This window comes from Streptomyces sp. B3I8, from assembly GCF_030816915.1.
Taxonomy (GTDB): domain Bacteria; phylum Actinomycetota; class Actinomycetes; order Streptomycetales; family Streptomycetaceae; genus Streptomyces.
Genome location: NZ_JAUSYN010000002.1, coordinates 2,523,327 through 2,535,663 on the forward strand (window position 1 = coordinate 2,523,327; position 12,337 = coordinate 2,535,663).

The window sequence follows — 12,337 nt, forward strand, 5'->3', positions numbered from 1 at the left end:
CCTGCCGCAGGCCCCCCGGCCGCCTCCGACAGGGCCTTACGGGCAACCCGGAGGGCGATCCCCGCGTCTTGCAGTGCCGGGGGCACCCACGGCGACGTGCATCGGCACCGTAAGGTGGGCCGTCATGCCATCGGGCACCCGCAGCGACGAGAAGGGGGAGGGCGATCGGATGGCGCAGACCGAATCGCCGGACATCGAGGCGGGTCCGCGGCCCGTGCCGGAGCGCGAGCAGCGCCCGCAGGTCCGGCCGCACCAGGACCGGGACCGGGGCCGGGACCAGGCCCCGGAGAAGCCCGCGCGGACCCGTGCCCGTTGGTGGACGGAACTGCCGCTGATCGTCGTGGTGTACGTCGCGTACTCGGCGGGACGGCTCATAGTGCGCGGGGACGTGCCCGGTGCCGTCGACCACGGCCTGGCGATCCTGCGCGTCGAGAAGACCCTCCACATCAACGCCGAGCATCCGCTCAACCGGCTGTTCACGCAGCACGCCTGGGCCGGCGTCCCGGCCGACTTCTGGTACGCGTCGCTGCACTACATCGTCACCCCCGCGATCCTCGTGTGGATGTTCCGCGCGCACGCGGAGCAGTACCGCAGGGTCCGCACCTGGCTGATGACGTCCACGTTCCTCGGTCTGATCGGCTTCACGCTGCTGCCGACCTGCCCGCCCCGACTGCTGCACCCCGCCCACGGGTTCGTGGACACGATGGCGCAGTACAGCTCGTACGGCTGGTGGGGCGGCGAGGCGAGCGCGCCGCGCGGCATGGGCGGCATGACGAACCAGTACGCGGCGATGCCGAGCCTGCACGTGGGCTGGGCGCTGTGGTGCGGGGTCATGCTGTGGCGCCACGGCCGCACGCCCGTGGCGAGGGTCGCGGGTGTCGCCTATCCGCTGCTCACCACGATCGTGGTCATGGGCACCGCCAACCACTACCTGCTCGACGCGGTCGCCGGGGCCGTCGTGATGGGCGTCGGGCTGCTGCTGGCCGGGCCGGTGATGCGGCTCGCCGCGGTGCTGCGCACGGTTCTCGCCGCGCGGCTGGCGCCGGTCGCCGCGGCCGTGCGCGGCGGCGGTTCCCCGATTGTCAGTGGCGGATGCCAGACTTCCGCGGGTGAGCGAATTCCCCGACAGCGCGAAACCCGCCACGGGCCGGGAGCCGAACCGGGTGCCGCCCCCGCGGACGCGGGGGACGGCGCCGCGGGTAGGGGTCTCCCCTACTCGAGCGCAGCCGAGAGTTTGGGGAATGCTGGCTGAGCTGCGGGGCCCGGCCTTTCCCGTGCCGGGCGAGCCCCCACCGCAGCCCAAGGCGCTCGACGCCCGCGCGCTCGCCGCGCTGGCCGCCAACCCCGGCTGCGACCGGCGCGCGCTGCTCGACGGCGCGGGGGTGGACAAGGCGGCGCTGGCGGACGCGCTGGGTGCCCCGTCCTCCTTCGGACAGTCGCAGTTCGCCCTCACGCGGGGCAACGCGTTCGAGAAGCGGGTCAAGGCGGACGGTGGCGCGGAGCTGCTCCGGCTGGTGCACGAGAAGCTGGACCCGGCCGCCCCGCCCCCGGAGACCTCGTCCGTGCCGGACCTGACCGCGGTCGGCCCGGCCGGACGCACGGAGCGTACGGCGCTGGCGCTGCGGGAGGCCGTCGAGGCGGGCGGCTGGACGCTGCTCGACCACCCGATGCTCGCACTCGACGTGGCCGGCTCCCCCGCCTTCCTGGAGCCGGACGCGGTGGTCGTCCATCCCGACGGGTCCTGGACGGTCGTGGAGATCAAGTCCTTCCCGATGCTGGACGGCTCGGCCGACCCCGCCAAGGTGGGGGCCGCCGCGCGGCAGTCCGCGGTGTACGTGCTGGCGCTGGAGGAGGTCGCGGCGCGGCAGGATCCGGCGCCCGCGGTGCGCCACCGGATCCTGCTGGTCTGCCCGAAGGACTTCTCCAACCTGGCCACGGCCTCCGCGGTCGACGTGCGCAAGCAGCGGTCGGTGACCCGACGGCAGCTCGCCCGGCTCACCCGCATCGAGGAGATCGCCGAGGCGCTCCCGGAGGGCACGTGTTTCGGCCTCGACCTGCCGCCGGAGCGGCTGACCGCGGCCGTGGAGTCGGTGCCGGCGACGTACGCCCCGGAGTGCCTTTCCACGTGCGAGCTGGCGTTCCACTGCCGGGAGCGTGCGCGCGGGGCGGGTGCGGTGACGGCGCTCGGCCGGGCCGCGCGGGCGGAGCTGGGCGGCCTGTCGACGGTCGACGAGGTGCTCGCGGCGGCGCACGGCGAGGCGGGGGACCCCGCGGATCCGGCGGTCGCCGCGTTGCGCCGTGCGGCGGACCTGCGGGCGGAGGCGCTGGCGTCGGCATCGGTATCCGTATCGGTACGGGCGTCGGGGCCGGGGTCGGGGTCGGGGGGAGCCGCATGTCGCTGATGTCCACACTGGCCAGGCTGGAGGCCGTGCGGAGCGGGCGGGCGCAGGCGCTGGCGACCGTGCGGCACCGGCACGTGTCCGCGCGGCCGCTGGTGTTCGTGCCGTTGACCACCGCCGGTGAGGCCGGTGCCCCGCTCGGAGCGCTCGTCGGCACCGAACGGGACGCGCCGCGACTGCTCGTCGTGCCCCAGCCCCGCGACCGTGACCTGCGCTTCGCGTTCCTCGCCGAACTGGCCGACGTCGTCCTGCCGTACATCGACTCCTTCGCGGACACCGTGGAGCCCGCCGAGCGCACCGAGACCGACCCGGAGAGCGGCAAGCGGGTCAAGGTCGAGGTCGAGCTGTGCGCGGACGCGCCCCAGCTCGTCGTGCCGAGCCGGGCGGGCGTCGACTTCGTACGGCTGCTGGGCCGCTCCATGCGGTTCCGCCGCACCGCCGAGCAGGACCCGGAGGCCCCGCACCCCGCGCCGCCCCGCGTGCCGCTGCTGGGCCGCTGGCTCACGCACTTCGGGGAGCGGGCCAGGGTTCCCGGCTCCTCCCTGCTGCTCGCCCTCACCGAAGTGCTGTCCCGGCACTGGGCGACGGGCCAGAGCAACCTGGAGGACCAGCACCTGGGCGCACTGCTCGCCTGGATGGCCCCGCCGGAGGGGACGAGCGGCGCCGAGGCCGCCCTGCGCGCGGAGCTCGCCCGGGGCGCCGACGGGCAGCTCCTGCACCCGCCCGCGGGACCCGCCACCGACCCCGCCTTCGACAACAGACTGCTCGCTCCTGCCATCGAGCGCTACGACCGCGCCCGCATCCGGCTGGCCGCCGCCGAGGACGGCCTGGAGGCGGACGACCGGCTCGGCGAACTCACCGCCGCCGAGCGGGAGATCCGCGCCCTGGTGGAGAGCCGCACGCGGCCCACCTGGGACACGGTGTGGCACGGCCTCGATGTGCTGCGGGCGCTCCCGGAGGGCGCGCACGTCGCCGACCGCTGGACCCGGGACCGCTGGTCGTTCACCGGCCACCGCGACCGCGTGCTGGCCGGGGAGCCCCCGCAGCCGCGACTGGACGACGCGGTCACCGCCGCGAACAAGCTGGCCGCGCGCGAGCGCGAGCAGGCCCGGCTCGACGCCCAGGAGGCGCTGGACGACCCGCTGGTCATGGCCGGGCGGCGGCTGGCCGGGGAGGCGTTCGCCGGTGAGGTCGTCGAGGTGGTACGGGCGTACAGCGAGAGCAGGCGGCCGAGCCCGCGCCCGCTGGTGACCGTCCGCACGGACGACCGGCCGCACCTCGGGGAGCGCGCCAAGGTGTACCGCTCGCTGGGCGGCAAGCCGCAGACCGCGGAGTTCGTGGGCCTCGCGGAGGAGGAGGGGACGGCCGAGGTGCTCGTCACGCTGCGCGTGCTGGACAAGATGGGCCGGGGGCGGGAGCCCGAGGAGGGGTCGGTGCCCGAGAAGGGCGACCGGCTCTGCTTCACCCTGTTCGAACACGAGCAGCGCGGCGGAGCGAAGCTGCCGGACCCGGAGGACACCCCGTGGACGCACGGCGGCCCGCCGGGCGAGTCCGCGGCCACGACGGCGCAGCGACCGGACACGGTGACCGAGGAGGACATCCTGTGACGACGGCGCACGACACGGCCGACGCCGGCGCCCACCTCGTCGGCCCGGCCCCCGGCTTCGACCACGGCTTCGATCCGGGCGCCGAGGCCGCGCGGGCCACCGACGCGATCCTGCGCGACACGCTGCACGGCACCCACCGCGGCGTCGTCGTCGACTCGCCGCCCGGGGCCGGGAAGTCCACGCTCGTCGTCCGCGCGGCCCTCGAACTGGCCGCCGCCGGGCGCCCGCTCATGGTGATCGCGCAGACCAACGCCCAGGTCGACGACCTGGTCGTGCGCCTCGCCGAGAAGAACCCGGACGCGGCGGTGGGCCGGCTGCACAGCAGCGACGCCGACCCGTACGACAAGTCGCTCGACGAGCTTCCCGGCGTCCGCAAGTCCGCGAAGGCGGCCGACCTCGCGGGCCTGGACATCGTGCTGTCCACCGCCGCGAAATGGGCCCACGTCAAAAACGTCGAACCGTGGCGGCACGCGATCGTCGACGAGGCGTACCAGATGCGCTCCGACGCGCTGCTGGCCGTGGCCGGGCTGTTCGAACGGGCCCTGTTCGTCGGCGATCCGGGGCAGCTCGACCCGTTCGCGATCGTCGGGGCGGAGCAGTGGGCCGGGCTGTCGTACGACCCGTCGGCGTCGGCGGTGAGCACGCTGCTCGCGCACAACCCCGAGCTGCCGCAGCACCGGCTCCCGGTGTCCTGGCGGCTCCCGGCCTCGGCGGCGCCGCTGGTGTCCGACGCGTTCTACCCGTACACGCCGTTCCGCAGCGGCACCGGCCCCGGGGACCGGCGGCTCGCGTTCGGCGTGCCGTCCGACGGCTCGGGCCCGGACGCGGTGATCGACGAGGCGGCGCGCGCCGGCTGGGGCCTGCTGGAGCTGCCGCCCCGGCACACCCCGCGCACGGACCCGGAGGCGGTAGGGGCGCTCGCGCTGGTCGTGCGCCGGCTGCTGGACCGGGAGGGCGCGTCGGTCTCGGAGCGGGCGGCGGAGCCGGTGCCGCTGACCGCCGACCGGATCGCGGTCGGCACCGCCCACCGTGACCAGGCGGCGGCCGTGCGCGCGGCGCTGGCGGAGCTGGGGGTCGCGGACGTCACCGTGGACACGGCCAACCGGCTCCAGGGCCGCGAGTTCGACGTGACGGTCGTGCTGCACCCGCTCTCCGGCCGCCCCGACGCGACGGCGTTCCACCTGGAGACGGGCCGCCTGTGCGTCCTCACCTCCCGCCACCGGCACGCCTGCGTCGTGGTCTGCCGCGCCGGTGTCCCCGACCTCCTCGACGCCCACCCCTCCACGGAGCCGGTCCAGCTCGGCGTCACGGTCAAGTTCCCGGACGGCTGGGACGCCATGATGACCACCTGGGACCACCTCGCCACCCACCGCGTGCCGTACGCACCGCCTTCCCGGGACTGACGAACGTCCACGCCGGCCGTCTCGCGGAGCCGATCCAGGGCTGTCCGGTGTGCGTCCGGGCCGCGGCGGCGCGGACCGTGCGGCCGGGGGGGACGGTCGCCCCGGGGCGCGGGAACACCCGCGCCCGCGCCCGCATTGAACATGGGGTGGGCGGGGGCCCTCCCTGGCGGTCCCCGCCCTCTTGCGCGCCCACGAGACAATGGACGGTGGCCCCCTCTCCCTACCGGGCGGGGATCCGACGTACGAGGAGGAGAAGTCATGGCGGAGCACACGCCGCGCCGGAGCGAATCGCGGCTACGCCCCGCGTCCCTGCTCTTCGAACCGGCGGAGGCCACGGCCGACCCCGAACATTTCTTCGATCTGGAGTCGATGGACGACCCGCGCGCCCTGCTGTCCCGGGCCACCGAGCTGACACAGGCGTTCCGCGCCGCCGCCGACCGGGCGCTGGAGTACCAGGCGATCGCGGCGGCACAGCTCGCGGACCCGCGCCGGTTCGACCGGCTGACGCCGGCGGCGATCGCCGAGCGGGCGGAGTGGACCGAGGACTACGCCAAGAAGATGGTGGAGTTCGGCCAGGACCTGCTGCGGGGCGTGGAGGCCAACGGCCCGGCGGACCTGGGCTGAACCGCGCGCGGCACCGTCGTCGTACGGGTCGCCGTACGGCTCGTGGTGCGGCTCGTGGTGCGGGCAGTACGGGTCGCGCCGCGCCGGACGGCCCCGTGCGGGCCCCGGGCCGGGCGTACGGTACCCCCGGCCCGTCCCCCTCGTACCCGATTCCGGCAACCGACCGGGGCGGGGGCGTCGCGCGGGGTACAGATGGACGCCATGAGCATCCACCCGTACCCGGACCGGTCCGACGTCGCGGGGGTCACCGCGGAGGGCGCCGCCTGGCTGGCCTCTGCCGACCCGTGCCCCTGCAGCACGCTCGCGCTCTGGCGGGAGCGGCCCGACGCGCCCCTCGTCCTGCCCTGCGGGACCGTCTTCGACGTCGTGAACGTGCCCGCCGTCTTCGGCCGCGGTCTGCTCGACCGGATGTGGGAGGAGGGGTCCGGTTCCGGCCCCGTGGCCGTCCACCGCGGGCGGACGCTGCTGTTCACCGCCCCCGGCACCGCCCGTCTTCTGCCGCGGCTGCTCGCCGCGGCGGAGGCCGAGGAAGCCGTCGAGCGGCGCGGCGGCGGTGCGGTGCCGCCGCTGCTCTGCCACGGCAGGGGCGACGCCGTGACCGTGCCCGCCCTGCGTCCCGCGCCGGGCGCCGGGCGGCCGGCCTCGCGCTGGCTGGTCGCCCCGGACACCCGCCGGCCGTGGCTCCCGGGGGCCGAGGCCGTGCGGTGGGCGGCGGTGCGGTCGGCACGTGCCGCGGCCTCGGCGGCGGTGGGGATTTCGATTTTTCCCCGTGCCGATCAGGGTGCTAAGGTCTACGACGTCAGCAGGCGCCGCTAGCTCAGTTGGTTAGAGCAGCTGACTCTTAATCAGCGGGTCCGGGGTTCGAGTCCCTGGCGGCGCACACGACGGAAAGAGGCTCCTCGCTCAGCGAGGGGCCTCTTTCGCGTGTCCCGTTGCCCCGCCGTCCGGCGGTTCACTCCGTCCCGGTCGTGATGTCGACCGTCCACTCCCCGGACGCTGTGCGCCCCTCCACCGTCACCCGTACGCCCTCCCCCGGCACCGTGAAGGTCTCCCCGGTGAAGACCGGGGCGTCGGCGAGCGGCGGGTAGACCGACTCGTTCCGGCAGGCCTCCGTGTGCGGATGGGCGTCGACGACCTGGACGGGGCCGTCCCCGGACTCCGCCCCGTTGCGGATCCGGTAGACGAGGATGCCCCGGGTGCAGGCGGCGGCGTCGTTGCCGACCGGGTCGCGGGCCTCGACGGCCAGCACACGGTCGCGGCCGGTGCGCACCACCGCGAGCTTCGTCCCGCGTCCCGCGACGGCGAGCGGACGCACCCCGATGCCGGGCACCGAGACGGGCACCGACGCGGGGGCCCCGGCGGTCCCGGCCACGCCGGGCGCCCCGGCGGCTCCCGTCGCGTCGGCCGACAGATCAGACGTCCCGACGGCTCCGGTCGCGTCGGAGGCCGCGGGAGCCCCCGCGTCCCCCGGCGCCGGCCCGGCGTCCACCGGTTCCAGGGTCAGCCGGGTGCTGCCCGGCCCCTTCACGCAGACCACCTGGCGCGGGTCCAGCCAGCCCAGCTTCCACTTGTGCCAGGCGAAGAGGTCCGGCGCGAGTCCGAACTGGCTGCCCATCAGGTCCCAGTCACCGACGTACGTGTCCCAGTCGCCCCTGCCGTCGACCGGCCGGTGGTAAAGGTCGGGGAGGTCGAAGACGTGCCCTGTCTCGTGGGCGAGCACGAGCCGGTCCGGCGGGTGCCGTTCGAACACGGTGACGACCCGGCGGATGTCCTTGCCGTCGGCCCGCAGCGGCCGGTCGAGGTTCACCACCTTGGTGGCGTCGGAGTCGACGCCGGGCGCGTCGGGGTCGGCGACGAAGTAGACGACGTCGTAGCGCGAGAAGTCCACGTGCCGGTCGGCCGCGGCCAGTGCGTCGCGCAGGTAGGCGGCCCGGCGACCGGGGCTCCAGTCCCGGCTTATGGCGTACGCGGTGGAGGGGTGCGGCATCCGGATCCACTGCCGCAGCGGGTGCGTGCGCAGGGAGAACCGGCCGTAGGAGGCGCGGGCGAAGAAACGGTCGGTGGCGGGGAAGTAGTCGTCCGCCAGCTCGGCGGGGGTGGTCTCCGGGCCCCCGTCGGGGAAGGAGAGGAACACCATGACCGCGTCGAAGGGGCGGGTGGGCCGCGGGTAGTCGGCGTTCCAGGAGTCGAGTCCCTCGGAGTGGTGCGCCTCGGTGCGCCGCAGCGCGCAGGGAGCGGGTCCGGCCTCGGCGAGGGCGGGCCCGGTGACCAGAGACATCGCGGCGAGCGCGGTCATCGAGGTGAAGACGGCCGCGGTGCTGCGCAGACGGGGCGCCCCGTCACGGACGAGTCCCTTCAGGGGCCCCACGAGGGGCAGCAGGCGCGGCAAGGCGACCTCCGGGTACGAGGGGGAGTCGCACCCAGCCTGTGACGATTAGTCGTATTTCTGCCTGTTTGCCTGCACCGGACGAGTGAGGTCAGAGCGAGGGCGTCGGCTTGCGCCCGCTTGCCCTCCCGGCGCACGGGGCGTCCGTTCGGGCGCTCTTTCGCACGCACGCCCGGCTCGTGCTCCCACACACCCCGCACTCACGGAACGTCACATGCAGTCGGCATGTGAACGAACCGGGCCAACGGTGAGCAGAAACGATCCCCCAGGCGTCACGGGCCCCAGCGAACACCGGCCGGCGGCTGGAAGGGAGGGGGGACAGCCTCTATGATCGGCACACTTTCCTGCGAGATCCGTACGATGAACGAATGCACTGCGGGAGCGAGCGGTGAGCGGAACGTCCGAAGTACCGGCACCCGCGGCAGACACCGGCCGGACCGGCGTCACGGATTGTGACGACGGCGGATCCGCCGCCGCGTTCGCCGAGGCGCCGCTGGCGATGGCGGTCGTCGACCGTGAGGGACGGGTGGTCACCGCCAACAGGGCGCTGGTGGCCCTGCTGGGCAGGGCCTCGTCCGACGCGCGGGCGGGGAGCGACGACGGGCCCCGCACCGGACGCCGGACCGACGCCACGAGCGGCGACGGGACCGGCGACCGGGCCGGAGACCGAACTGACGCCCGGGCCGGCGACGACGCGGACGCCGGGCGTCCCGCCGGGCGGGCCGGTGCCGGTGCCGACGACGGTCTCACCGGGCGGGCCGCCGCCGACCTCGTCGATCTCGGCTCCGACGCCCGCATCCGGCACACCTACCTCGAGGTACTGCGCGGCCGGCAGTCCCGGCTGCGCTGCACGCGCCGGCTCAAGCATCCCGACGGCCACTCCCTCTGGGTCCAGGTGACCGTCAGCCCGTTGCCGCCGGCCCGGCGGGCGGTCCTGCTGTCGGTCACGGACATCAGCGCCCGCCGCGAACTCCAGGCCCGGATGCGGCACTTGCAGATGCACGACCCGGTGACCCGGCTGCCCAACCGCACGCTGTTCTTCGAACGCCTGACGGCCGCGCTGGACGCTGAGGCGTACGAGGGCGGTGGCGCCGGGGGCACCGGCCGGATCGGCCTGTGCTACCTGGACCTCGACGGCTTCAAGGCGGTCAACGACACCCTGGGCCACCGCCTCGGCGACCGTCTCCTCACAGCGGTCGCCGAACGCTTGACCCGCTGCGCCGCCGAGGCGGCCCGCGGCCGTCCCGGCGCCGACCGTCCCGGCGCCGACCGGGCGGGGGACGACCGGGCGGGGGACGACACCGACGCCGACGACGGCGTGAGGGCGGAGTCCGCGTGGGCGGAGGCGGGCCGCGCGGCCGGCGCGCCGCTCGTCGCGCGGCTCGGAGGTGACGAGTTCGCGCTGCTCGTGGAGGACTCGACCGGCACCGACCAGCTCGCCGAGCTCGCCGAGTCGGCGCTCGACGCGTTGCGCGCGCCCTTCGAACTGGCGGACCGCCGGGTGTCCGTCTCCGCCTCGATCGGCGTCGTCGAGCGCCGTACCGCCGGAACCACCGCCACCGCCCTCATGCAGGACGCGGACACGACGCTGTACTGGGCGAAGGCCGACGGCAGGGCACGCTGGACCCTGTTCGACCCGGAGCGCAACGCGCACCGGATGACCCGCCAGGCCCTCTCCTCCACCCTGCGACCGGGCATCGAGCAGGGCGAGTTCGCGCTGGAGTACCAGCCGCTCGTCAGCATGACGGACGGCCGTGTGCGCGGGGTCGAGGCGCTGGTGCGCTGGCACCACCCGCAGTTCGGCGCGCTGGCGCCGAATCGGTTCATCTCGCTGGCGGAGGAGGACGGTTCGATCGTCCAGCTCGGCCGCTGGGTGCTGAACACGGCCTGCCGGCAGGCCCGCCGCTGGCAGCTCGACCACCCGGACGCGCCCCCGCTGTTCGTCAGCGTCAATGTGGCGGTGCGCCAGATCTGGGACTCGGACCTGGTGGCCGACGTGGCGCACACGCTCGCGGAGACCGGACTGCCCCCGCACCTGCTCCAGCTCGAACTGACCGAGTCGGCGCTGACGGGCTCGGCCGGCCGGCCGCTCGAGGCCCTCGAAGCCCTCAGCGACATGGGCGTACGCATCGCCATCGACGACTTCGGCACCGGATACTCCAACCTCGCCTACCTCAGCCGGCTTCCCGTCAACGTCCTGAAGCTGGACGGTTCCTTCGTCCGCGGGTTCCAGTACGAGGCGCCCGGCGCGGGCATCGGCACGGAGGCGGGCACCGGCGCTCCGGATCCCGGGGCCGGCGAACCGGCGGCCAGTCCCGCCGACGAGGTGATCGTCGAGGCGATGGTGCAGCTCGCCCACCGGCTCGGTCTGACGGTGATCGCCGAGTGCGTGGAGACCTCTGCGCAGGCCGCCCGGCTGCGCGCCATCGGCTGCGACACCGGGCAGGGCTGGCTGTACTCCCGCCCGGTGCCCCCGGACCGCATCTCCGCCCTGCTCACGACGACGGCGGCGGCCGGGGCACCGCCGGCGGGGGGCAACACGTAGGGTCCGCCCGCGCGTCGGTGCCCGCGCGAGCCTGTCGGTGCCCGCGGTCGTCAGGCGGTGGCGGTCGTCGGCAGTCCGTAGGCGTCGGCGATCAGCTCGTAGGACCGCACCCGCACGTCGCCGCCGTGGGCGTTGGCGGTGAGCATCAACTCGTCGGCGCCGGTGCGCTTCTGGAGGTCGTTCAGACCGGCGACGACCTCGTCGGCGGTGCCGTGCACGACGTTGGCGTTCCAGGAGTCGACGAACTCCCGCTCCATCGGGCTGAAGTCGTAGCCTTCCGCCTCCTCGGGCGTGGGCACGAGGCCGGGACGGCCGGTGCGCAGCCGGACCATGTTGAGGGCGGCGGCCAGCACCTGGCGGCGGGCCTCCTTCTCGTCGTCCGTGGCGAGCGCGGAGACGCCGATCAGCGCGTACGGCTCCGCCAGGACCTCGCTCGGCCGGAACGTCTCGCGGTAGAGGTCGAGCGCGGGCACGGTGTTCTGCGCGGAGAAGTGGTGGGCGAACGCGAACGGCAGTCCGAGCGTGCCGGCGAGCCGCGCGCTGAAGCCGGAGGAGCCGAGCAGCCAGACCGGCGGCCGGTGCGGGGACTGCACGCCGCCGGGCGAGGTCGCCTGCACGGGGCCGGGCACGGCGTGGATACGGCTGTAGGGGTGGCCGTCGGGGAAGTCGTCGTCGAGGAAGCGGGTCAGTTCCATGAGCTGCTGCGGGAAGTCGTCCGCGCCCTCGTTGACCCGGCCGGTGCGGCGCAGCGCGGCGGCGGTGGCCCCGTCGGTGCCGGGGGCGCGGCCGAGGCCGAGGTCGACGCGGCCCGGGGCGAGCGCCTCCAGCGTGCCGAACTGCTCGGCGATGACGAGCGGGGCATGGTTGGGCAGCATGACGCCGCCGGAGCCGAGGCGGATGCGCTCGGTGTGGGCGGCCAGGTGGGCGAGGATCACGGCGGGCGAGGAGGAGGCCACGCCGGGCATGGAGTGGTGCTCGGCGACCCAGTAGCGGTGGTACCCGCGGGACTCCGCGAGCCGGGCGAGGGCGACGCCGGTGCGCAGCGCGTCGGTGGCGGTGCGCCCGGCGCCGACGGTGACCAGGTCGAGCACGGAGAGGGGTACGGGGGCCGTGCCGTGCACGCTGCCGCGGATCCCGTCCGCCGCCGCGTCGTCCGCGGCGGTGTCCTCCGCCGGTCGGTTCACCGCCGTTCGGTCCGCCGCCGTTCCGTCCGTCACCGGGTACCTCCTGCTGCTCGTACGCGTACGCGTCACGCTGTGGCCGTGGGCGTAACAGGAGGGGGTCCCCGGTTATTCCACGCGGGGCCGCGGAGCGTGCCCGTCAAGGGGCGGGGCTCCCACGAACCTCGTCCACCCGAGCTCTCCCAAGCTCTC

Annotated in this window: 9 protein-coding genes and 1 tRNA gene; 8 read left to right on the forward strand and 2 right to left on the reverse strand. The window is 75.0% G+C overall.

The genetic code is table 11. From position 1 onward, the window contains the following. The first annotated feature begins 124 nt into the window (after positions 1-124). The 7 genes from QFZ64_RS13190 to QFZ64_RS13220 all read left to right on the forward strand — a co-directional run bounded on the left by QFZ64_RS13190 (position 125) and on the right by QFZ64_RS13220 (position 6,913). Positions 125-1,252 (forward strand): phosphatase PAP2 family protein, encoded by a 1,128-nt coding sequence (locus QFZ64_RS13190; RefSeq protein ID WP_307065328.1) that lies wholly within the window; start codon positions 125-127, stop codon positions 1,250-1,252. After that, positions 1,164-2,402 carry a hypothetical protein gene (locus QFZ64_RS13195; RefSeq protein ID WP_373430736.1) on the forward strand — a complete coding sequence of 413 codons (1,239 nt, stop codon included), beginning with the start codon at positions 1,164-1,166 and terminating at the stop codon, positions 2,400-2,402. The genes QFZ64_RS13190 and QFZ64_RS13195 overlap by 89 nt, the downstream gene beginning before the upstream one ends. Beyond that, on the forward strand, positions 2,393-4,006 hold the full coding sequence (locus QFZ64_RS13200; RefSeq protein ID WP_307065331.1) for a hypothetical protein: 1,614 nt from the start codon (positions 2,393-2,395) through the stop codon (positions 4,004-4,006). The genes QFZ64_RS13195 and QFZ64_RS13200 overlap by 10 nt, the downstream gene beginning before the upstream one ends. Positions 4,007-4,113: 107 nt before the next feature. Then, complete coding sequence (locus QFZ64_RS13205; RefSeq protein ID WP_307071678.1) at positions 4,114-5,409, forward strand: AAA family ATPase; 1,296 nt, start codon at positions 4,114-4,116, stop codon at positions 5,407-5,409. A 258-nt stretch (positions 5,410-5,667) separates the two neighbouring features. Beyond that, the gene (locus QFZ64_RS13210; RefSeq protein WP_307065333.1) at positions 5,668-6,033 is read left to right on the forward strand and encodes a hypothetical protein; all 366 of its coding nucleotides are present in this window, start codon (positions 5,668-5,670) and stop codon (positions 6,031-6,033) included. A 201-nt stretch (positions 6,034-6,234) separates the two neighbouring features. Then, positions 6,235-6,849: a bifunctional DNA primase/polymerase gene (locus tag QFZ64_RS13215; protein ID WP_373430598.1), complete on the forward strand. Its 615-nt coding sequence runs from the start codon at positions 6,235-6,237 to the stop codon at positions 6,847-6,849. Further along, a tRNA-Lys gene (locus tag QFZ64_RS13220) sits at positions 6,840-6,913 on the forward strand. Before QFZ64_RS13215 ends, QFZ64_RS13220 begins: the two co-directional genes overlap by 10 nt. Positions 6,914-6,985: 72 nt before the next feature. Here QFZ64_RS13220 and QFZ64_RS13225 read toward each other — a convergent pair. Next, positions 6,986-8,422 carry a M6 family metalloprotease domain-containing protein gene (locus tag QFZ64_RS13225; protein ID WP_307065337.1) on the reverse strand — a complete coding sequence of 479 codons (1,437 nt, stop codon included), beginning with the start codon at positions 8,420-8,422 and terminating at the stop codon, positions 6,986-6,988. Positions 8,423-8,807: 385 nt separating this feature from the next. Here QFZ64_RS13225 and QFZ64_RS13230 point away from each other — a divergent pair, with 385 nt between their 5' ends. After that, positions 8,808-10,964 carry a bifunctional diguanylate cyclase/phosphodiesterase gene (locus tag QFZ64_RS13230; protein ID WP_307065339.1) on the forward strand — a complete coding sequence of 719 codons (2,157 nt, stop codon included), beginning with the start codon at positions 8,808-8,810 and terminating at the stop codon, positions 10,962-10,964. A 50-nt stretch (positions 10,965-11,014) separates the two neighbouring features. Here QFZ64_RS13230 and QFZ64_RS13235 read toward each other — a convergent pair whose 3' ends face one another. Further along, positions 11,015-12,148, reverse strand: a complete 1,134-nt coding sequence (locus QFZ64_RS13235; protein WP_307071679.1) for an LLM class flavin-dependent oxidoreductase — start codon at positions 12,146-12,148, stop codon at positions 11,015-11,017. Positions 12,149-12,337 lie beyond the last annotated feature (189 nt).

Bases quoted from the DNA above. Each gene is read 5' to 3' on its own strand.
- QFZ64_RS13190 (WP_307065328.1), top strand. From the start codon at position 125: ATGCCATCGGGCACCCGCAGCGACGAGAAGGGGGAGGGCGATCGGATG.
- QFZ64_RS13200 (WP_307065331.1), top strand. From the start codon at position 2,393: ATGTCGCTGATGTCCACACTGGCCAGGCTGGAGGCCGTGCGGAGCGGG.
- QFZ64_RS13210 (WP_307065333.1), top strand. From the start codon at position 5,668: ATGGCGGAGCACACGCCGCGCCGGAGCGAATCGCGGCTACGCCCCGCG.
- QFZ64_RS13215 (WP_373430598.1), top strand. From the start codon at position 6,235: ATGAGCATCCACCCGTACCCGGACCGGTCCGACGTCGCGGGGGTCACC.